Origin of the sequence: Idiomarina sp. MD25a (genome assembly GCF_001870515.1) — a bacterium.
In the GTDB taxonomy this organism is placed as follows: domain Bacteria; phylum Pseudomonadota; class Gammaproteobacteria; order Enterobacterales; family Alteromonadaceae; genus Idiomarina.
Genome location: NZ_MDGT01000002.1, coordinates 235,574 through 257,432 on the forward strand (window position 1 = coordinate 235,574; position 21,859 = coordinate 257,432).

At 47.3% G+C, this 21,859-nt stretch carries 21 protein-coding genes; 12 read left to right on the plus strand and 9 right to left on the minus strand.

What is annotated here, in order from left to right; genetic code table 11:
* Positions 1-7: 7 nt before the first annotated feature.
* The gene (locus tag BFR57_RS02410) at positions 8-616 is read right to left on the minus strand and encodes a DUF938 domain-containing protein (protein WP_071462458.1); all 609 of its coding nucleotides are present in this window, start codon (positions 614-616) and stop codon (positions 8-10) included.
* A 163-nt stretch (positions 617-779) separates the two neighbouring features.
* Between BFR57_RS02410 and BFR57_RS02415 the strand changes: the two genes are divergently transcribed.
* A complete protein-coding gene (locus BFR57_RS02415) occupies positions 780-2,936 on the plus strand; it encodes a TonB-dependent siderophore receptor (RefSeq protein WP_071462459.1) in 2,157 nt (718 codons plus the stop codon).
* Here the strand turns inward: BFR57_RS02415 and BFR57_RS02420 are convergent, their stop codons facing one another.
* Positions 2,937-4,208 carry a DEAD/DEAH box helicase gene (locus BFR57_RS02420; RefSeq protein WP_071462460.1) on the minus strand — a complete coding sequence of 424 codons (1,272 nt, stop codon included), beginning with the start codon at positions 4,206-4,208 and terminating at the stop codon, positions 2,937-2,939.
* A gap of 190 nt (positions 4,209-4,398) precedes the next feature.
* Here BFR57_RS02420 and BFR57_RS02425 point away from each other — a divergent pair, with 190 nt between their 5' ends.
* The 3 genes from BFR57_RS02425 (at position 4,399) to BFR57_RS02435 (ending at position 7,538) form a co-directional block, all read left to right on the plus strand.
* Positions 4,399-6,291 (plus strand): GGDEF domain-containing protein, encoded by a 1,893-nt coding sequence (locus tag BFR57_RS02425; RefSeq protein WP_071462461.1) that lies wholly within the window; start codon positions 4,399-4,401, stop codon positions 6,289-6,291.
* 60 nt (positions 6,292-6,351) lie between these two features.
* Positions 6,352-6,762: an alternative ribosome rescue aminoacyl-tRNA hydrolase ArfB gene (gene arfB / locus BFR57_RS02430; protein ID WP_071462462.1), complete on the plus strand. Its 411-nt coding sequence runs from the start codon at positions 6,352-6,354 to the stop codon at positions 6,760-6,762.
* Positions 6,763-6,836: 74 nt separating this feature from the next.
* Positions 6,837-7,538: a GPP34 family phosphoprotein gene (locus tag BFR57_RS02435; RefSeq protein WP_071462463.1), complete on the plus strand. Its 702-nt coding sequence runs from the start codon at positions 6,837-6,839 to the stop codon at positions 7,536-7,538.
* On the opposite strand, the gene BFR57_RS12840 is transcribed toward BFR57_RS02435, so the two are convergent.
* Positions 7,524-7,691, minus strand: coding sequence for a hypothetical protein (locus BFR57_RS12840; protein WP_171903924.1), 168 nt, complete (start codon positions 7,689-7,691; stop codon positions 7,524-7,526). The two genes, BFR57_RS02435 and BFR57_RS12840, sit on opposite strands and share 15 nt — an antisense overlap.
* Before the next feature lie 537 nt (positions 7,692-8,228).
* On the opposite strand from BFR57_RS12840, the gene BFR57_RS02440 reads away from it, so the two are divergent.
* Both BFR57_RS02440 and BFR57_RS02445 read left to right on the plus strand, forming a co-directional pair.
* Entirely contained in the window at positions 8,229-8,438 is a 210-nt protein-coding gene (locus BFR57_RS02440; protein ID WP_071462464.1) for a cold-shock protein, read from the plus strand.
* A 240-nt stretch (positions 8,439-8,678) separates the two neighbouring features.
* Positions 8,679-9,437, plus strand: a complete 759-nt coding sequence (locus BFR57_RS02445; protein ID WP_071462465.1) for an SDR family NAD(P)-dependent oxidoreductase — start codon at positions 8,679-8,681, stop codon at positions 9,435-9,437.
* A gap of 7 nt (positions 9,438-9,444) precedes the next feature.
* Here BFR57_RS02445 and BFR57_RS02450 read toward each other — a convergent pair whose 3' ends face one another.
* From BFR57_RS02450 to BFR57_RS02465, 4 genes are all read right to left on the minus strand, one after another.
* Positions 9,445-10,362, minus strand: coding sequence for an NAD-dependent epimerase/dehydratase family protein (locus BFR57_RS02450; RefSeq protein ID WP_071462466.1), 918 nt, complete (start codon positions 10,360-10,362; stop codon positions 9,445-9,447).
* 77 nt (positions 10,363-10,439) lie between these two features.
* Complete coding sequence (locus BFR57_RS02455) at positions 10,440-11,573, minus strand: EAL domain-containing protein (protein WP_171903925.1); 1,134 nt, start codon at positions 11,571-11,573, stop codon at positions 10,440-10,442.
* Positions 11,574-11,653: 80 nt separating this feature from the next.
* Positions 11,654-12,478 (minus strand): DUF547 domain-containing protein, encoded by an 825-nt coding sequence (locus BFR57_RS02460; protein WP_071462468.1) that lies wholly within the window; start codon positions 12,476-12,478, stop codon positions 11,654-11,656.
* A gap of 64 nt (positions 12,479-12,542) precedes the next feature.
* Entirely contained in the window at positions 12,543-13,067 is a 525-nt protein-coding gene (locus tag BFR57_RS02465) for an XRE family transcriptional regulator (protein ID WP_071462469.1), read from the minus strand.
* A gap of 67 nt (positions 13,068-13,134) precedes the next feature.
* Between BFR57_RS02465 and BFR57_RS02470 the strand changes: the two genes are divergently transcribed.
* The 5 genes from BFR57_RS02470 (at position 13,135) to BFR57_RS02490 (ending at position 17,213) form a co-directional block, all read left to right on the plus strand.
* Complete coding sequence (locus BFR57_RS02470) at positions 13,135-14,331, plus strand: benzoate/H(+) symporter BenE family transporter (RefSeq protein WP_290439321.1); 1,197 nt, start codon at positions 13,135-13,137, stop codon at positions 14,329-14,331.
* 74 nt (positions 14,332-14,405) lie between these two features.
* Positions 14,406-15,482 carry an MBL fold metallo-hydrolase gene (locus BFR57_RS02475; protein WP_071462471.1) on the plus strand — a complete coding sequence of 359 codons (1,077 nt, stop codon included), beginning with the start codon at positions 14,406-14,408 and terminating at the stop codon, positions 15,480-15,482.
* Between the two features lie 110 nt (positions 15,483-15,592).
* Complete coding sequence (locus BFR57_RS02480) at positions 15,593-15,988, plus strand: hypothetical protein (RefSeq protein ID WP_071462472.1); 396 nt, start codon at positions 15,593-15,595, stop codon at positions 15,986-15,988.
* Positions 15,989-15,991: 3 nt separating this feature from the next.
* Positions 15,992-16,333: a helix-turn-helix transcriptional regulator gene (locus tag BFR57_RS02485; protein WP_071462473.1), complete on the plus strand. Its 342-nt coding sequence runs from the start codon at positions 15,992-15,994 to the stop codon at positions 16,331-16,333.
* A 31-nt stretch (positions 16,334-16,364) separates the two neighbouring features.
* The gene (locus BFR57_RS02490; protein WP_083404997.1) at positions 16,365-17,213 is read left to right on the plus strand and encodes a TraB/GumN family protein; all 849 of its coding nucleotides are present in this window, start codon (positions 16,365-16,367) and stop codon (positions 17,211-17,213) included.
* Between the two features lie 4 nt (positions 17,214-17,217).
* Here the strand turns inward: BFR57_RS02490 and BFR57_RS02495 are convergent, their stop codons facing one another.
* Positions 17,218-18,222, minus strand: coding sequence for a hypothetical protein (locus BFR57_RS02495; RefSeq protein WP_071462475.1), 1,005 nt, complete (start codon positions 18,220-18,222; stop codon positions 17,218-17,220).
* On the minus strand, positions 18,200-19,111 hold the full coding sequence (locus tag BFR57_RS02500; RefSeq protein ID WP_071462476.1) for a GGDEF domain-containing protein: 912 nt from the start codon (positions 19,109-19,111) through the stop codon (positions 18,200-18,202). The genes BFR57_RS02495 and BFR57_RS02500 overlap by 23 nt, the downstream gene beginning before the upstream one ends.
* 194 nt (positions 19,112-19,305) lie before the next feature.
* Between BFR57_RS02500 and BFR57_RS02505 the strand changes: the two genes are divergently transcribed.
* On the plus strand, positions 19,306-21,849 hold the full coding sequence (locus BFR57_RS02505) for a TonB-dependent receptor (protein WP_071462477.1): 2,544 nt from the start codon (positions 19,306-19,308) through the stop codon (positions 21,847-21,849).
* Positions 21,850-21,859: the final 10 nt, after the last annotated feature.

Here is a 21,859-nt window from a genome sequence, read left to right on the forward strand (position 1 = left end):
TTATTAATCAGCTTAGGTTATCTCTGCGAAACACTAATAGTTGATTATTAGCAGGCATGGTGTGGCTTTGCGCATGGGTAAAGCCCGCCTGCCTAGCTAGGTCTTGAATCCATTCTTTGTCACGAATGCCCATCTCGGGGTCGCGCGCCCTTAGCTTTTCATCAAATGCGCGATTGCTCTGTGAAGTAAACTCGCCACCCTCGTTGAATGGGCCGTAAATACAGACGGTTTGAATACTGCTTAACTCAGCACTAAGCAATGCAAATAAACGCTCTACGCCGGCCGCGGGCATAATATGGCAGGTGTTCGCAGTAAACAGGGCGTCAAAGTCACCGGTTGGCAGATCCTCAAATACATTAAAGACTTGCGTGGGCAAAACATTAGAAGGGGCTTGTTTATCGAGCCGTTGATTCAGTCCTGTCAGATAATGCGCTTGATCCGTCGGCTGCCAAGTGCAGTGGGGCAGGTGTTGGGCAAAGTACACCGCGTGTTGACCCGTGCCGCTGCCGACTTCAAGAACGCGCTGGCTGTTGGCTAAAGCACTGTTCAATATCTCAAGAATAGGCTGTTTGTTGTTTTCACATGCTTGTGAGTAAGGCAAGTCATCGATTGTCATATAGCAGGCGTGATTCAAATGTGATTTTGGTCTAACGATAGCATTTTGAGGCGGAACCTGGCTATTTAAAGCGTTACAGCATAAGACTTAAATTAAACTTTAAACGCGAATCGTTTTCATTTATGATGTGCGCACTTAAACGAGACTGATTTTGAGGAACCCCATGAAAATGCAAAAATCTTTGTTAGCTGTGTGCGTGATGAGTGCATTAACAAGCACCTATGCCGTAGCGGAAGAACCGCAACAGACTGAACAGGTGATTGAGCGTCTAAAGATCACTGGTGAAAAGCAGGAGGGCTATAAGTCTTCTTCAGCAGAAGGTGCGACTAAGCTCGGTTTGACCATAAAAGAAACACCGCAGTCGATTACGGTTATTAACCAGCAGCAAATCAAAGATTTTGGTCTGGATGACATCAACTCCGTATTGAACAGTGCTTCAGCGGTTAACGTTGAGAATGTCGAAACCGATCGTATTTACTACACCTCGCGTGGTTTTGAACTGAATAACTTTCAGATTGATGGCGTTGGCTTGCCGCTCGTGAACAGTAACACCCATGGACGAATTGATACGGCTTTATACGAGTGCGTTGAAGTGATCCATGGCGCGAACGGGATTATGACCGGTGTCGGTAGCCCCGCAGCCACCGTCAACATGGTGCGCAAACGCCCAACTTCGGAAACACAAATTAGTGTCGAGGGTAGCCTGGGCTCTTGGAGTAACAAACGTTTAGAAATCGACGCGTCTGGGAAGTTGTCGGATCGTGTGCGTGGTCGTGTGGTTGCAGCGGCGGATAATGGCGAGTCGTATCTTGACCGTTACGAAAACGACACCAAGGTCTTTTACGGTGTTTTTGATTTTGCTCTAACCGACGACACCATGATGACCGTGGGTCATAGCGAGCATAAGAGCCATACCGATGGCAACATGTGGGGCGCATTGACGCTTTATTACGGTGATGGCACGCCGACAAATTATGATGAATCTACCAACGTTGCGGCGGATTGGTCGCAGTGGGAAGTAAGCGAAAGCCGCAGCTTTATTGATGTTGAAACAGCATTATCCGACAACTGGAACTTGCGTGCAGTGTATAACCGCGTTCGTACCGATGAAGATAGCCTGTTGTTTTACACCTATCTTGGCGATGCTGAGCTCGGGCTGGATCCTGAAACGGGGCTTGGTCTCGTCGGGTATGGCAGTGAGTATGACTTAGACGACAAGCAAGATACCTTTGATGTTTACGCCAATGGTACTTTTGAGGCTTGGGGCCAATTGCACGAGGTCGTTGTTGGCGCTAACTACTCGCGCTTAGATTATGTTGATGTTTCTCTGTACGACTTCCACACCGGTAATGGCTTCCCTGCGATGCCTTCACTTGCCGACTGGGATGGCAATACACCGTTCCCTGAGTTTACTGATGGACGGGATGGAAGTGTTATCGATAACACGCAAAAAGCCGTTTACGCGCAAGCACGATTAGCGTTGACCAACGACTTTAAAGTATTGCTTGGCGGTCGCTACAATGATTTTCAAACCGACGGTGTTGGCTACGGCGTTGATCAGTCACGTGATGACGCGCAGTTTATTCCGTATGTCGGAGTGACGTATGCGGTGAATGACGCGATTACCACTTACGCCTCTTATACCGAAACGTTTCTTGCTCAGTCTGAGGTGAACCGTAACTTCGAGCGTTTGGAACCGCTGACAGGTAAGAACTCAGAAATTGGTATTAAAGCCGACCTGTTTGGTGATAAAGCACTCCTGAGTGCCGCTTATTTCCACGTTAAACAAGAGAACCTTGCGGTGGGTGATGGTGACGCTGAAAACCCGTCAACGGGCGTACTTGAACCGGTCTATCGTGCGGCTGAGGGTATTACCAGCGAAGGTGTGGAGCTTGAACTCGCTGGCGAACTTTTCACGGGTCTGCAAGGTCAAGTGTCGGCAACCGTATTTGATGTTGATGGCGATCAATTGGTTGAGGATTACACGGCTGAAAAGATGTTCAGAACGTCGCTGACCTATCAGTTCCAAAGCTTGCCAGACGTGCGTGTTGGCGCGACTTATCAGTGGAAAGATGCGACCTCACGTGTGCAAGGCACTGTCGGTCCTGCCTATGACAATGCAGGTGAGACTATCGTGACGCACCAGCCGTCTTATGGCTTACTTGGGTTGATGGCAAGCTGGCAGGTGACGGATAAACTTGCTGTGCGCGTCAACGGTTATAACGTGACCGATGAGAAGTATTTAAATAGCTTGTACTGGGCGCAGGGTTTCTACGGCGCACCGGCTAACTACTCGGCATCGGTCAGTTATCAATTCTAACTAGCGTTGACTTGACTTGTTCGAGCCCTGGCGTCGGTGCTTAGCACGGCCAGGGCTTTTTTGTTTGTCACTCGGCGCACCACGTGACTTACGTGGTGGACGTTGCTCGCGCTTCGGTGGAGGTGTTTTGCCGGTCAGTTCGACTTCATCAAATCCCTCAAGCGTGCGACGTTCAATGGGCTGACCGATCAGCTTTTCAATGGCTTTGAGTGTTCTAAATTCTTCGTCCATCACCAAGGAGATGGCGTGACCGACTTGTCCCGCACGGCCTGTTCGACCGATACGATGAACGTAATCCTCCGCCACTTGTGGCAAGTCGTAGTTAATTACATAGGGTAGCTTTTCGATATCTAATCCACGTGCAGCGATGTCGGTTGCCACTAATATTTGCACCGCACCTGATTTAAAATCGCTTAATGCTTTGGTGCGCGCGCCTTGGCTCTTATTGCCGTGTATCGCGGCAGCTAAAAAGCCGTCTTTATCAAGTTGTTTAACCAGCCGGTTCGCACCATGTTTAGTGCGCGAGAATACAATCACTTGTGGCAAGTTGAGATTGCGCAAGATCTGCATCAACATACGCGGTTTATGCGCTTTTTCGGCAGCATATAGGGTTTGCTCGATACGCTCGGCCGTGGCATTCGGCGGTGCTACCGAAATTTCTACCGGGTTGTTTACTAAGCTTTTGGCGAGTTTGCGAATATCATCCGAAAACGTTGCAGAGAACATCAAGTTTTGGCGCTTTGCGGGGAGTAACTTGATGATTTTCTTGATGTCATGGATGAAGCCCATATCGAGCATACGGTCGGCTTCATCTAATACCAACGTTTCGAGCTGTGGAAAGCGAATCGCATTTTGCTGGTAAAGGTCGAGCAAACGCCCAGGCGTTGCGACGAGAATATCCACACCTTTACGTAGCTTCATCATTTGCGGGTTGATTTTTACCCCCCCAAAGACAACGGCGTAACTTAACGGTAAGTCTTTACCGTAGTTGGCAACGCTTTCACCCACTTGCGCAGCTAGTTCGCGGGTGGGGGTGAGGATCAACACGCGCGCAGTGTTGGCTTTTGCACGCTCATTGCCTTTGAGTATTTCTAAAATCGGTAAGGTAAACCCTGCAGTTTTGCCGGTGCCCGTTTGAGCCGCTGCCATCACATCATTACCGGCCATGACGGCTGGGATTGCTTGTGCTTGTATAGGAGTGGGTTCAGTATAACCTTGGCGTGTAAGGGCGTTAAGAATTTCAGGGCAAAGTCCGAGATCAGAAAAAGTCATGTATAAATTGGCAACCTAAACAAGGGATAAGAAGGACGCATTCTACATCACTGAGACCAACAACGCATTGTATTTGATGATTCAATAATGAATGGGTGAACAAAAACAGACAGACGGATACAGTAGTAAACACTCTTAAAAAATATTATAAAGTTTAAACATGCACGCCCAATTATAATTAAAAAAGCGAATGATTTTGGAAAGAAGAACAAAACACCGACGTATAAAAAAACGCGAAAAGCTCACCAATGCCTTGCTGTTTAAAATCAGTATTTGGGCAATTTCGATTGTTGTTATTGCGTCGGCAATTACATTTCAAGTCGCTTATGATGATGCAAGACAACGTGTCATTGGACTGGTGGAACAAGATTTGGCACCCGCGCTTGAGCGTAACGAAGCTTTTTTTAATCACGTAGAAGAAAACGGTGACATTCTGGCACAGCAGTTTCTATCGAATTACAAACTGATGCGTAATGAGTCGCGCCCCATTGAGCAGTTTAACGACTGGTATGAGAAAACCTCGCCCGGCGTCTTGAGGCTTAAACCGAGCTTTGACCGAGGCGTAACCGCAGGCGGTAAATATTTTCAACACTTGAGCGCTTTTTTAGGCAAGCGTGACGTTGCGTTAGATGACGAACTTAAGTCACGCGTGATTGCGGCTCAATATACACTTAATGAACTCGGACCCGCTTGGCAAAATGAGGTGTCGAATTCACACTTTTCGATGCCCGAAAATATTTTATTAATGTATTCAACCGAATCACCGTGGGGACTGCTTGCAGACAAAGACTTGGTGATGACGGATTATTCGGTTGTGCGGTCGACATTGCAGGTCAATAACCCCGAGCGAAAACCTAACTGGACCGGGCTTTATTATGATATTTCAGCCGATGTACTGACCATTACGTATCAAAAGCCTGTCGACCTGGCGGGTAAACATCTCGCAAATGCGAGTTTTGATGTGGTGCTCAGTAGTTTAGTGAGCGATTTAACTAAAAAGAAACGGCCTAACGCAGAGCATGTGGTCTTAAATGATAATGGCGACTTGATTGCCGCATCTAATGTCACGCAAGACGCTATTATTTCGCGTTCGACACTCACCTCAGAAACCTACAGCGAACCTTTGTATCAGCAGTTGAGTCAGTTGGTGGTTGATAGAGGCTTTTCAGAGACACCCACTATTTTGAGTGGCGAAGTGGAAGGTCAGTTACTATTCGTCAATAAGCTGCCGGGCCCAGGTTGGTGGCACATTACCACATACCCGCTTGCTGAGGTGCGCAACCAGGCGATCGTGTTGCCGTTACAACTTGTTGGTGCCGGCGTGGGGCTGGTGATTCTGATTTTACTGATGAGTTACTGGCTCATTCAACGCGAAGTCAGCCGACCTTTGCAAGAAGTTGCCAAAGTCGCTTCTTTGATGGGGCAGCGCAATTACCGAGAAGCACAAACCCATAAAACGACTAAAATTAAGGCGCGAGGCGAAGTAAAACAGGCGTTGAAGGCATTTCAAACCATGGCATCACGCTTTATTGCCGCGCAAGACGAGCTGGAACGTGAAGTGGAATCGCGCACAGCGGAGTTAGCTGAAGCGAATCGAAAGCTTGATGCCTTAGCTCATATGGATGGTTTAACGGGGCTATTTAATCGCCGGGCGTTTGATCGTGATTTGGACGCGGCTATCTCATCCGGTAAGCCGTATCATTTGATGATTGCAGATATTGATGAGTTTAAAGCCTATAATGATAACTACGGGCACGAGGCGGGCGATAGCGCTATCAAGGAGATAGCAGAGTGCCTACGCAGTAATACACCCCTCAAAGTGTATCGCTATGGTGGCGAAGAGCTGGCAATGATTGTTCCCTCTGCGTATGACCTTGAAAGCAAACTTAATGAGTTGCGTGAAAAGGTGATTGAGTTGAATATTCCACACCAGTACACCAAAACGGATCGTTCATGTTTGAGTTTAAGTATGGGAGCTGCGCCTATCCAGCACGATGACGATAGCCGCAGTGCGATTCGACGTGCTGACAAACAACTTTACGCGGCTAAAAGAACGGGTAAAAACTGTGTCGTTACTGCTTAACTTGTGCCTACTGTTTAAGACGCTTAACCTTATGCTTCTGACAAAACACTGAAGAAGTTAATGATAAAGATATCTCAACGGGTTGAAATCCCTGACCATGAAATCGAGTGGCAATTTATTCGCTCAAGCGGTGCAGGTGGCCAAAATGTCAATAAAGTCGCTACCGCGGCACAGTTGATCTTTGATATTCAGGCATCTTCACTGCCTGATTTTTATAAGCAGCGTTTACTTAAGTTGTCCGATCATCGCATTACCCAAAGTGGGAAAGTCATCATCAAGTCGCAGGAAACACGCAGCCAAGCGCGCAACCGTGAGTTGGCGCTTGAGCAACTAATTGGCTTAATCCGCAGTGTGTCTTATGTGCAGAAAAAGCGTATCGCGACTAAACCGAGTCGATCGGCAAAAGAGAAACGCCTGAAAAGTAAAAAACAACAGGGACAAAAGAAGGCGCTGCGCAAGAAGGAGTTTTAGTCGGCACGAGTGGAAATTTGCTCAATGTGAATTTATGGGGCTATTATCAATAACCAAAATTATTAAGGTCGATTATGGCAAATACAATTCGTCTGTACCAAGCCGTTATGTTACTCGCGTTGAGTGAAGAGCGCGGCACCATGAACGGTGCCTATGTAGAATATGCAACCGCAGCCGCGCTTTTGTCAGAGCTTTTGATGCATGAGCGTATTGCGATTGAAGCGGATAATAAAAATAAAGTGTCGGTTGTGGATGAAGCCAGTACCGATGATGCGTTATTGGACGAAGCGTTGGGTCAAATAAAGTCTGCTAAGCGACAACGTAAGCTACAGGACTGGGTACAAAAGCTAGGCCAACTTAAAGATTTAAAACACAAAGTTGCCCAGAGTTTGGCGGACGCTCATATCGTCGCAGCAGAAAAGGAAAAGGTTTTATGGCTGTTTGAGCGACGCGTTTATCCCGAGCTTAATCCAGAACCCGAACAGCAAATACGTGAAGGCATGCGCAGTGCTGTGATGAGTGATGATGATGCGATTGAACCGCGTGTGGCGATTTTAGTCGCTTTAGCCAATAGCGCTAAGCTGTTGCCGCAAGTGTTCACTAAGCAAGAACTGAAACAGCGCAAAAAGCGCATTGAGCAGCTAGAAAAGGGTGAAATGGTGTCTACCGCGGCAAAACAAGCGGTGGCCGCTATTGAGGCTGCGGTCATGGTGGCTGCTATTATGCCAGCCATCACCGCCGCGAGCACCGCTTCGTGTTCATCAACCTCGTGCTAAGAGGTTGGTTTGGGCGGCAATGCCTTGGATACTGTCGACTAACTCAGTGACTTTCGTTGATTGAGTGTTAAGTTCAGCGATGTGGTGACTGGTTTGCTCAATTTTTTGTGCTAACACGCGCATAGCATCAATGGTTTCTCGAATCACAGCCATGCCTTGTTCTCGTTTAACCTGATCGGTAATTACCGAGGCGAATTTAACCACCTTGTAGAGTTGACCGGCTTCATTATGAACAGGGTTGTAGGTTGCCTCTAACCAAACGGGATTACCAAAGCTATCAATACGCTGGAAACGTCCAGAGAAAAACTCACCAGCCGCTAGCTTTTACCAGAAACGACTGTAACCCTTAGATTGAACTTCTTCTTCACTGCAAAAGACACGGTGGTGCTAATCAACGATATCGTCTAGCTGATAATTCAAAGCATCAAGAAAGTTTTTATTAGCGTTTTAGACTCCTTGTTTTAAGTATGCGTGGGTATCTACAATAAATTGAAAATAATCGTTGACTAATATTTAAACTCGCGTAGTGTAGGCGGCGTTGGATAAGAAAGTTAGTTAAACCTCCTCTACGTCGCATTACTTGTAGTCAATCTTCGTCCTGTAGTTTTAAATTTCCGTTTTTACCCGCACCATCCGCTCATGGCATTGGTCGTGGCGGCTTAATATATTATTTTTATCAGGATTACGATTATGTCTAATACAGTAAACGGCACAGTTAAATGGTTTAACGAAGCAAAAGGTTTTGGTTTCATCGAGCAGCAAGGCGGCGCTGACGTATTTGCTCATTTCAGTGCAATCACTGGCGATGGCTTCAAAACGCTTAACGAAGGTCAACGTGTATCGTTCGCGATCACTCAAGGCCCTAAAGGTCCTCAAGCAGAAAACATCGTTGTACTGTAACGACTGCTGAGTAGTACCTATTATCCAAAAGGGAGCTTTCGAGCTCCTTTTTTTGTGCCTAAAATAAATATTGCAAATAACAATCATTTTCATTAATATGTAGTCGTTGGCCTAAACTCTCTCCCTGGCTAATGTTCTCCCCAGCCAAGTGCTGGGGAATTTTTCTCTTCCTGAGTCATTTGACGCATCACTTTTCCTCAACTTGAATGAATAGTACTTATTTATAATCTGGGGCTCCCTATGAAAGCAGACGAGAAAGTTGCCGTTGTTACTGGAGGCGGGCGAGGCATCGGTCGTGGTATCACACTAAAGTTGTTAGACGCGGGATATAAAGTGCTTGTCGCTCAGCGAAAGGCGCTTGACCATGAACTCGCGCATAATTTTAATGTGACTTGGCTAGAAGCGGATTTATCCGATTTAGGCTCGACTGAAACGATAGCAGAGGCTGCGCAGGACTATTTTGGCGGTGCCAATCTTTTAGTTAATAACGCAGGTATGATGTTTGAGCAAAGCCTTGAGCATATGACTGAAGCCGAGTGGGAGCGTATGGCAATTATAAACGTACGCGCACCTGTTTTTTTAACCAAATCATTATTGCCACAGTTAAAAGCTAAGAGAAATGCCAGCGTTGTTAATATTGGCTCTATCGAGGGGGTGGCAGCAAACCCAGAACATATCGCTTATTCTACAACAAAAGCAGGTGTGCATGGCATGACACGAGCCATGGCAGTGGATTTAGGCCAGTATCGAGTGCGTTGTAATGCAGTCGCTCCTGGTTGGATAGATACGGAGCTGAGTGAAAAGTATATAGCCTCACAAACAAATCCGACGAAAGCACGTTCAAAGTTGTTGGCGCAACATCCTTTAGGAAGAACCGGTAAGCCCGAGGATATCGGTAATGCAGTGGCGTTTCTTGCGAGTGAGCAAGCTGAGTTTATTACAGGTCAGGTGCTGGTTGTGGATGGAGGGCGAACGGCAAAACTACCTTTGCCGTTTTAGTGGTGAGTTAGTCGAAACAAGCTTTAAGACCCTCCTGATAAGAGGTAATTGAAAACTCCGGAAATCGCGCCTTGAATTTATCGGATATAAAAACGTTATCGACTTGATAGCGCGGCATTAATTCTTGTGCGTCGCGCAGCGTTTTGCTAAAAACGCTCGCCAATTTTAGTTGCCAAGGTTTCACTATTGAGTAGCGGCAGGGCTTTTGTGTGATCGTTTCAATCGTTTCAACCATGCCGCGATAGGTTAAACGGTTATCGTCACAAGGTAAGTGCCAAGTTTGGTCAAAGGCATCGGGCGTATTGCCCAGCAGTGCCAAGGCGCGACTGGCGTCTGGCGTGTAGATGAGGGTGCGCTGTGTGTCATCCCTTAAAAAGACCCGTGCCTTTTTACCGCGTTTGAGCGGCTCAATTAGGGTCGACTGAGTGATACTATGAGTTTTCTCGGGTCCGTAGAATTCCGGTGCGCGTGCAATCAGCGCAACGATATCTTTTTCTGTTTGCGCACAGATTAACTCTTGGGCGATGTCTGCGCGCACTTGACCCTTTCTACCGCGAGGCTCGAAGAGAATATCTTCAGTTTGAGGTTCGGCCGTTTGCGGATACATATAAGTATTATCAAAAAATACGAGCTTCGCGTCGTGTGCTTTGCAGGCATCGATGACATTGCGCATGATCACGGGCCATTGTTGTTCCCAGCGTTCTGTATCCATAGGCAAGCCCGCAGTGAGGTAGACGACTGATGAGCCCTCGACGGCACGCGCCGTTTGTTGGGCACTCAAGAGGTCTGCACTCAAGGTACTATCGGTTGGATTTACTTTGGCTGGGTTGCGACTGACGATACGAATGTCAGTGGTGTAATTACGGTGAAGAGCCCGTGCCAGTTCGATACCGATTTGTCCGCTGGCGCCCAAAATTGTTTGCATACGAAAGAGTTACCGCTGCGTGTTTTATATTATGGGACTAGCCTATCAAAAGGTTTCGAACACGTCTTGCTTAATCATTAGGCGAGGCGTATATCGGTCTCCATAAGCTGTTCAAAGCTCTGTGGTTTGTGTAACAAAAAGCCTTGAACTTGATCGATACCTAACTCACGAATGCAGTCGAGTATGCGTTGATCTTCAACACCTTCAGCAACCGTTTTCATGTGCAAAGTACGGGCTATTTCAGCGGTCGACTTAGCAAATGAATGTTCGCTGATATCGTGAATATTCTGAATAAATGATTTATCGAGTTTTACCTCATCAAAAGGCGCAGTGGTGAGCCTCGCAGCATTAGAGAGTCCTGTTCCATAATCGTCTATCGAAAGTCGCGCACCTTTACCCTTAATGAGTAGTAGGTTTCTTGAAACACTCGAGCGAGTCGAATAGAGCTCATTTTCGGTAAGTTCAAACATCAGCCTTGGATGAGCGATAGGGGCGTCGTTCATGAATGCCTTAAATTGCTCAGAAAAACTGGCTTCGCTAAGCTCCTTTGCTGACAAGTTGACTGCGAGGTTAGCTTCGGAGTAACGAGCAAAAAGCGCATGATGATTTTGTAATGAGTTGCTTAAGGTTGAGCGGGTTAAATGCGTCCAAAGCCCACGTTCATGAATCACGTCGAACACTTCGTTGAGTGGAATGGGCTTATTGTCGTGAATTAATCGGGCTAATGCTTCGAAGGCAACCAGTTCAAGTGAGTCACTTCGAAACTGAGCTTGATAATAGACGGTCATTTTTCCCGAAATGACGAGCTCCTCTATCAAATCTTGATCATAACAAGCATCTGGCTTAATGGAACGCTGACGTGAGTCTGTACTATGTCGACAAACCCATTCAAGTGCTTGTTCGGTACATTCGCGCCCGTTCACGATGTAGGCATCGAGCCCATAGGAGGTCAACACTTTGTGCATCAGAGTATCTTGTCGTTTGTCGAGAGCCTCTGAGAGAACATAAACTAAGCCTTGAAATTTCTGCTCCTTGAGGTGTTCACAAATATCGAGCAAAAGAGTCATGGAGCTTTTCAGTTCAAGCACGATACAGGCATTTGGCTGACTTTCAACAGAGTCAAGCTGCAGCGGTTTAACTGTCAGGTTGAGGGTTTGGTTGCAAAGACGCTCAAACCTGTCGGACTCCGAATCTGAAAAAATAAAATACATTGCCTGCTCTTGAATTGTAATGACCACTCTATAACTCTATGTTTTATCATATAAAATAGAGGGATACCAAGTTTATGACGTCAATTAACACCGGTTTCATTCAGCGCCCAATTGTAATCGGTATACCGAATCGGCAGCTTTGAACGCGCCAATGCTTTTGCAGCAGACGCAGAGTCCGTGAGTGCTTCAGAATAGCCACGTAAAAACGGGTGTATCCCGTTGAAGTCATCTCCGTACCATTTGAAGATTTTAGATAGATAGATCCCCGCTTCATCAACACCATTTTTATCGCGATCACTTAAAAATAATCGGGTTTGGTTTTCGAGTTGCTCGTCTAATTGATTCGCCTGATAGGCCTCACTACGTAACTTGGGACAACTGACAGCTGCGCAGACGAGCGCAAAATGAATGCGTGGCTCATTGAAATCGACGCGGATCTTTTCATGCTCAAGCCAGTCCAAAGTGCGCTGTTTACCGAGCAACTCAAAAAACGACTGCTCCCATGGGCTTTTGAAAAAGCTACCCAAATCACGGATTGACTGGGCTTCGCCACTATTAAAAGCATCGATATTTTGGATAATTAACTGGATAGTAAAGGCATTGTACGCATTGATTAAAAACGCCAATTGCTGATCGGGGGTCCAAGACGTGTACTGTTGTGGAGTGACTGCCGACAGCTCTGCTAAATATTCCTTCAGGGGACCACGTTGCTTAGCAATGGCTTGGTAATCAACCGCTGATTTATGCTGATTATCGAATACGACGACGTGGCGCTTTAACACTTGATTGAACAGCGCATGGCTATGGTCAAAGGTTGATGAGATAGCCTGGGCGCTATATGAAAGTGCAAGGATCAACGAACAAAGGATACAACGCAGGTAACACGCGAGAGGGTGCCTTGACATAATTTCAACAAAAGTAGAAAGCCTTAATTAGCTTTACGCTAAAAGCGGCGGAAAGTTCATCATGTTAAACATAACTTATCACCGCCACAAACTCAGTTTTACCTGAGTAGCGATTGATGTAACTATGCGGCTGGGCGGCGTCAAAGCGATACGCGTCACCGGCTTTGATGGTTACCTGTGTTTCACCTACCACAACATCGAGTACGCCTGACTGTACATACAACATTTCGAAGGTACCGCGTCGGTGTGCATCGGAATGGCTCTGTGCGCCTTCAGCCATGCAAAGTTTGTAAACCTCTTGCTGGGTCAAAGGATCAAAAGGCAACAGTCGTTCGACTTGAATGCGCTCGTGAGCAAAGTCAAATGTCATGGGTTGCTGTTCATCGTTGAGCAACCAGGATAACGATACATTAAAGCCGGTGGCTAACTTCCACAATGTCGCGAGGGTAGGCGAAGACTCTTGTCGCTCGATCTGTCCTAACATTGCCTTACTCACCCCGGTGTGTTCTGCACATGCCGTCAGGCTCCAGCTTTTATCTTTGCGCAGTTGCTTTAATCGTCGAGCAACGGTGTGATGATTATTTTGCATGATTTATCAAAAGTTTATGGTTTAGGATTTGTGCGTTATAACGCACGCTGTTATCTTATGATTAACTTTGTACGTTATAACGCACTATGGGGCATTAAGAAACACCATGATTCGTTTACTGAGCCAAGTATCAGCAGGCGCGACGGCTGTCTTTGTAGGTTATAGCAGTGCCGTTGTACTGATACTCGAAGCAGCATCGCAACTGGACTCATCGCCCGCACTGCAAAGTGCTTGGTTGCTGGCGGTTGGGCTGGCGATGGGCATTTCAACGATCGCTTTATCGTTATATTACAAAGCTCCCGTACTGACGGCTTGGTCAACACCGGGCATCGCGTTGCTGATTGGCTCACTCACGGGTTTAACGGTGGCTGAGGCGGTCGGGGTTTTTGTTTTTTCCTCTAGTTTAATGGTTGTGTTTGGGGTCAGTGGTCTTGCTGACAGGATGATGAAATGGGTCCCTAGCCATGTTGCAGCGGCTATTTTGGCAGGCATACTACTTAAGTTTGTGAGTGCAATTCTGCCGGCGCTTAATTCGTTTCCTATTATCGCGGGTGGTCTCATCATCATTTACTTTATCTGCCGTGCGTATACACCGCGATGGGTTTTTTTGTGGTTACTGCTAGCGGCTATCACATTACCATTTTTTACGGGCAAGCTTAATGAGCAACCGCTAATGATGGAAGCACCGCAGTGGATCTGGGTATGGCCCGACTTCAACTGGCCTGCGCTTATTGGTGTGGGTATTCCGTTATTCGTGGTCACTATGGTTTCACAAAACGTTCCCGGCGTGATGATGCTGCGTGCCAATGGTTACGCACCGCCAACATCGCCACTTATCACAACAACCGGTTTAGCGGGATTGCTACTGGCGCCGCTGGGCGCATTTGCGATAAACCTCGCGGCAATTACCGCCGCAATTTGCCAAACCGAGGATGCAGACCCCGATCCAGCGCAGCGCTATAAAGCGGCGGTGGCTGCCGGAGGATTTTATATTCTGATGGGACTCGCAGGATCACTTATCGTGAGCCTATTCATGATGATGCCGCAAGCGGCAACGGCGACGCTGGCTGGCTTGGCACTCTTGCCGGTGATTACGCAGAATCTGCAACGCGCCTTTAGCAATACATCGGGTGCTTATGCTGCGGCAATCGCGTTCATTGTTACTGTGGCTGATATATCATTTTTTAGTATCAGTAGTGCGTTTTGGGGCTTGCTAGTGGGCTGTGTAGTGGCATTTCTATCTGAACGTACACATCGTATTTAGTTACATTTTAACAATGACTCAACATTATATGATGTGCGATGATACAACACACAATAATCATCAGATAATCAGCTATGAGCCGCGTTTTATTTGTTTTTTCTTTTGTTGTTTTATTGGTTTCCGGTTGTTCCACTAATCAAATTCAGGTGATTAACTCGGAGCAGCAAATAGAGCATCCGGATGACCATCGTTTTGAAAACCGAGATCCCGGTGAAAAACAGTATCCCGCTACATGCGAAACCGATTGCTACCGTGAGCGCGCCGATATTCAATGCACTGATGAAGCCTGCAATTACACGGGACCTTATTTACAATCTGAATATGATGAAGCCTTTAAAGTAAAATGGTTCGGCCATGCGCTGTTCCAAATCAAAACACCAAGCGATGCGACGATAATCACCGATCCGGTTTTTGAAGAATTTGATTGGCCCATTAATTGGCTACATGCTTGGTTTAACGGCGAGTACCGTTCTCACCTGCCCAATTTATCGGCTGAACAGGCAAGCCAAGCCGACGCGATTTTATACTCCCACCTGCATTATGATCACTTTAATAAAGCGGATGTCGAGTCTATAGGCGACCATCCGAGCTACCGTGTGCCATTGCGTATGGGTGAAAAATTCCCCGAAATCGGGGCACAGGTTATCGAAATGGGCTGGTTCTCTGAGGATACATTGAATACTCAAACGAGGGGTACGACTATTACCGCGTTGCCCGCTCACCATTTTAGTAGTCGCACCTATATTCCATTCATTTATGAAGATAACGCGCGCGTTTCATGGAATGGCTGGTTGATAAAGAGCCAAGGCAAAACTTTATTCTATGCGGGTGACACCGGCTATTCTGAGCACTTTCGAGATATTCATGAACGCTATGGTGCAATCGACGTCTGCTTGCTCCCCATCGCTTCTTATTACTCGCCGACCAGCCCCAAGTGGTATCGCTATGTGCATATGACGCCTGAGGATGCCATTACTGCAGCCAATGAACTGGAGTGCCAAGTAATGATTCCATGGGGGTATGGTAATGCCAGCTGGGGAATGGGCGATGTGTCTTCTCACTCAGCGTTAACACGCTTTTTGAATATGCTTGAAGTGATGCCGCTTAAAGCCAAAGTCATCGTGCTTGATGAGCATGTGTCAGCAAGGTGACAGTGGTCTGTCGTATGCCTGACATATGACTGCCACGCGCCTGGCGTAGGTACTTCTACATTCGACTGCTAGTGTTCTTCCTGCAATAAGGCGATTAAAGGATATTTCACATGAAAGGGTCATTACTAAAAAAACTACACTTAAATTTTGAATTTAAGTTTGAGTACGAAGGGCATGTTATCGAAGCACGTGCCAGTGGGATTTCAGCGAAAGAGGAAGTATTTGTCGACGGTGAGTGCGTAAGTAGTCGACGTAATTTTGGCTTATCAAGCACACACGAATTTTTGATTGAGGGCGAGACATTTAAAATACATTTTGATGTGGGTGGCTTTTTATTATCAACCATTCGTTGCGATTTATTGTTAGGCGATGATGTGGTTCGCACCGAGTCGCAATCGTCACTTAAGGGGCAAAAGGGCTCTTGGAAACTAATTTTATCGTTCTTTGTGATTGGTTTGGCCGCTGGCTTTTTGAGCGCAAAGCTGGCGCTTTGGTTGCTGGGGTAGGTTATGCGTATCAATCAAGACAAAGTCATTGCCTGTCGCTCGCAATGGGATTGGACACAACAACAGCTTGCCGATGCCTGCGGTGTAAGTCTGCGCACGATACAGCGGGTAGAGCGTGATGGCATTGGTTCAAAAGACACGGTGCAGGCATTGTGTGCAGTATGCCAACTCGCACGTGAGGAGTTAGTCGAGGATGCCGACAACAGTGTACGGGCTGAACCTACAACCCAACAAAACAACCATGCACAGCGACCAACATGGCTCGATGCTCTGCCACTCTTGGTGACACTGGTGGTAGGGATGTTTATTGGCGTGGCTTTAACCTTATTCATCACCCAACGCTGATCGCAAAGAATAGCAATAAAGGATACATATCATGAAATTAAAACTTGTCATCGTGACGTTATTGGCATTGCTCTGGAGTACGCTAAGCTCGGCGGAGGTCTTTTTTAAGGCCGTGCAGGGCGATAAGACACTTTGGATCATGGGTACGGTACATGCCGCGAAAGGCGATGGGTTTGCACTCTCTGACCAGACGCAACAAGCACTCACTCAAAGTGAGGTGATTTGGATGGAAGTGGCACCCGAAAAATTACAGAATGCGCAAGCGGCGTTTATGGCTCATGCAATGCGCTCACAAGGCACGCTGGAAGAGAACGTTGATAGTGAGACTTGGCAGGCGTTTACACAGGTCGCTCAACAATATGGCATCCCAGAGCAAAATCTTAACCCGCTTAATGCCTGGTTCGCACAAATTGTATTAGTTGCTACTGCGGTAAATCACGCCGGTTATGTGCAGGAAGCGGGGGTTGAAAGCAAAATTGAGCAATTTGCAGATGCCAATAGCTTGCCTATTAAAAGCTTGGAAACGGTTGAACGTCAGATTAATGCGTTAGTGCAGGCACAAAGTGATGTGGGCGAGCAAGAAATTATCAAGCAAACGTTGACTGAAATTGATCAAGTTAACGAGGTTTTAGACGGCATTATTGCCGGTTGGCAGCAAGGCGATTTAACGGCATTGGGCAAACTCTTAAATGACTCAATGCCACCTCAAATGGCTGAGGAACTGCTCTATAAGCGCAATCGAGAGTGGATAGAGAAACTTGCCACTGATAACCACAGTGAAACAGCATTTATCGCCGTCGGTGCGGGTCATCTGGTGGGGGATGAGGGTGTACTGACGCTGCTTGAGGAAAATGGATATAGTGTAAGTGAGGTGAACTAAACGCCTAAAAACTGGCGAGCCAGCGTCGGCGGGCTCGCCTGAGGTTGTTGGGGTGGCTGTAACCGAGCTTGGCGGCGAGTTCCGCCTGAGTGTGGGGTTTAGCTTCTGAGTGGTAGAGAAAATACTTTAGCCGCGCGTAGTCTGCCAGTCGTTTAAAGTTCATACCTTGTGAGGCGAGTAGCCGCTTGCATGTCGAAGCGCTCATGTTGAGGGCGCTGGACAGCTCTTCCAGTGATGATTCATCCCCCTGCTTTGCTTTTTTTAACATCCAAAAGAGGGCCTCGGTTAAGGGCGCTTGAGCGTCTAAGGTTTCGCATTGCAGCTTGGCAAATGAATGTGCCTGCTGCAGGTCATTGGCTGAGGCGGTGGGGTTTTGGATTGGCAATTGGTGCAAGGGAAAAGAAAGACAAGGAATAGGGCGCGAGTCGATCGTGCTAATCCATGTGTGCCAGTTAACGGGGAGGCTCTTTGGATCGTGCACGCCGATTCGCCAGTCGGATAAATTAACTTGGCAAACGCGGGCTGCGTGTATTACCAGCGCCAACATCAATTTGTCGCATGCGTCACGGAATGTTTTATTGTGTTTATCGGGCAAGCCCGAAACGGGAAGCCAGTCGATGTGAAGGCGTTGTTGTATCCGCTTAGGGCGCACTAGTATAAAAGGATGCAACAACGTTTGATAGCGGAGTGAGGCAAGCAGTGCAGCGTTGAATGTGGTGGCATAGCGAATGCAGTCGAATGCGGGACACAGTCTTTGCTGGTGCAGAGATTGAACCACTAACGGCCAGAGTTGAGCATCACCGATGAGCTGTTCTGCCGCAGCAACAATGCGCGCCAGATCTTGCTCGTTACTGCGTCCTGCTGAAAGCTTGAGTTCAGCATCAAATACGTGCGTGCCTTTTAGCAGTTGATGAGCGCTAATACCGCGCCGTTCCGCGATAGGCAATAGCGCTTTAATCAACGGCCGAGCAATGAGCTCGCGTGATTTAATGATGGGCTCGCGACGCATCGGCAATAATCGCTTCTGGTTGTTGCAATAATTGTTTCATCGCGTGTTTCGGCGACGCTTCATTGACGCGTCTTACACGTGTCTTTATCGCCATATAATTCGGTAAGGCAAGTTGTTCCCGCAGCATGTCGGCCAATAGTCGGATCAGACTGAGCGCTTCAGGAAAGTCTGTCGCGGGTAAGAGTATGAGAAACTTATCACTATGGTAGCGACACAGGCAGTCGCCGGGACGTAAGTACAGAGCGGTCAGCTCACTGACTTTATTCAGTAGTAGATCGCCTGCTTGCATGCCCATTTCTTCGTTATAACGTGCAAATGCCTGTAAGTTGATGCTGGCCATTACGACGTGTTGCTGATTATGCTTGTGCAGTGCAAGCTCACGCTCAAGTACTTTTTCAAAGTAGGGCAGTGTGTATAAAGTCGTGAGTGGGTCAACCCACTCATGGGCACGTAAGTGCTTCTCTCGGACACCGAGTTGACGACGCACTTGGTGCTGCTCTTTTATCCACTCAGCGGCACCGAACCCGAGAATCACTAAACCGAAAGGTTGTGGTAATGATTCTAGCCAACTAATTAGCCGCAGTGCTTCTGGATAGCTAAAAAACTCATCCAACAGATCCAGTGATAGTGAAAAAGTCAGTACACAGCCGCCCCAGAAAAACAGTTGGGTGACAATGCCATCGAGTCGTTGCGTCACAATCAGAACCAAGCCGGCCAAGACAATCAACAGGGTTGAAAACTCACCGATAATGTCGAGCGGATCGATAGCGGAACGAGGTTTGAGGGAGCCGACTTGACTGGCAAGTAACAGTGAGACTGCAAGTATGGACAACATAAATGGCAGGCGCCAGTCGTAAACCATGCGAGATAAAAGCGTATTGCGCGACATACCTGAGCTCCATGCAGTGCTTATGCTAACGCTCAAGGTACAGGAGCGGCATGACATTTACATGACAGAAACGTCACTTAATTGAGCTGTTCGGACTGCAATCCGAACAGCTCATGAGAACCTGTTCGCACCACATAAAATGAAATGTTTGCCACCTAGAGTATGTGCCTAACATTCACCATCAGGGTACGAACATGATGAAAAAAACTTACCTCGTTTATTGTGTCGCTGCTGCACTTAGCAGCAGTTGTGCAGTTGCACAAAGTCAGCAGACGGAATCCACTACATCAAAACAGCAAGCACACGACGCACCCATTGAAGAAGTACTCACGGTTGGCTACCGCGAGTCCGTTAAAAAGGCTGTTCAGCAACAACGTGATGCAGGCGGTATCATCAACGTTCTAAAAAAGGATGATATGGGCAAATTGCAAGACGACAGCGTCAGTGACGCACTGCAGCGTATGCCGGGTTTGTCGGTAGAGCGCGACCAAGGTGAAGGGCGGTTTATCCGTATTCGTGGTTTGGCGCCGGATCTGAACTCTGTATCATACAATGGCACGTCATTGGCGGCACCCGAAGCGGGCCGTCGCGCCGTTGCACTGGATGTGATCCCATCCGACTTGCTTGAATCGGTGATTGTAAGCAAAACGCTGACGCCGGATATTCCTGCAGGTAGCTTAGGTGGAAATATTGAACTAAAGAGTATGACGGCGTTTGATCGCGAGGGTGCTTTTTACTCTCTTTCATCGGAGCTGGGCTATAACGCACAGGCGAGTGAGACCAATTCGAAGTTGTCGGCCGTAGCCAGTAATACCTTTGACATCGGCGACAAAGAAGACAGCTTGGGTATCGCTATCGCAGGTAGCTATCAAGATCGTTCATTTACCACGGATAACGTTGAAACAGGTGGTAATTGGGATTTTGATGAGCCGGGTTTAGAAGAGTTCGAACAACGTGCTTATCAAGTGACACGTGAGCGAACGGGCTTGGCATTAAACCTTGACTACCGACCAAGTGATACGTCGCAATATTACCTACGCTCGCTTTACAGCAAGTTTGCAGACACTGAAATTCGCCAAGGTATTATCACTGAGTTTGAAGATCCGCTCGCTCAGAATACTTCAGGCGCTGGTGAAATCACCCGTGAGCTCAAAGATCGTAAAGAGACTCAGGAAATACAGGCCTACATGATAGGTACTGAGCAAACGTGGCAAGATTGGCAACTGACTATCGAACTGGGTACCAGTGAAGCGAGTGAATCGCAGCCGTTTGCGATTGGTGGTGCCCAGTTTGTGCAATCATTTGATGATGGGTTGGGCTATCGAGGTGTTGAACAACTACAACTACTTGCCCCTGATAGTGCTTATCAAGCTGACGAATATAGCATTGATGAAGTTGAAGTGAGTGATGCGTATACCGAAGAGAACGCAGATAGCCTAAAAGTTGACTTAGCATACGAATGGCTACAACCGAGTTACCAAGTCACGTTCAAAGGCGGTATACGTCTCAGTCAGCGCGAGAAAACCGCACGTGAGGATATCTTCATTGTTGAGGACTTTGCTGACTTAGGTGTCTCGTCACTTACGCTTGCAGACTATGCAACCCGCAACGTTGACTATGGCTTTGATCGGTTTGGCCCAGGTATCTCCGCGGATGCACTGTGGGGTACATTAAATACGTTAGTGTTGACTGACTTCCGTGATGAGGTGGAGTCACGTATTGCGCAATATCGGATCGATGAAGATATTAATGCCGCGTATTTTATGGCTGATGTGAATTCGGGCCCATGGCAAGTCATCGCCGGTGCACGCTACGAGCATGAGCAGCGTGATGCGCGCGGAACCCGTTACAATGATGAGTTGAGTGAGTTCTCGCCAGAGTATGCCGAATTCAGCGATGCCCAGTGGCTACCGAGCATAATTGGCCGCTATGAGCTGAGCGACTCAACAATTGTGCGCATGGCTTATAGCACCGGGTTGGTGCGGCCGAGCTTTGAACAAATCCGTCCGAGCTATTTTGTTGAAAATGACGACGGTGATATTAAAGCTGAATTTGGTAATCCTGCATTAGAACCCTTGACGTCGCGCAACCTCGATCTGGGTATAGAACACTACGATGAAACCTTAGGGGTTATCTCTGCCACAGCCTTTTATAAATCGATTAACAATTTTGTTTATGAGGCGGATATTGCGGGTCGCCCCGGCTATGAATCATTTGACGAGGCGGTGACTTACATTAATGGTGATGACGCTTACGTCGCTGGCTTAGAGTTTAACTTAGTGCATCAGTTTAGCGGCTTTAATAACTGGTTAGATAACTTCCTGATTAATACCAACCTGACTTTTACTGATTCTGAAGCAACGGTTGATTGGCTGGATGATGGCGAACTTATGGAGCGTGATATTCCGTTGCCGAGTCAGTCGGATACTACGGCCAATATTGCTATCGGTTATGAAACACAACAGCTGAGTCTGCGGTTGGCGGCGAACTATAAATCTAAGTACCTCGCAGAACTGGGCGATGTTGAAGATAGCCGCTATGACATTTACGAAGACGACAATCTCACTTTGGACTTCTCGAGCAAATGGCTGATCAGTGACCAGATCAGTATTAATTTTGCCGTCAACAATATCACTGACGAAGCGTACTTTGTTTATACCGGCGACAAGCGCTACAACGCGCAGTATGAATCTTATGGTCGCAGTTACACCTTGGGTGTGCAGTGGGTCAATTGGTAAGCAACGAGAT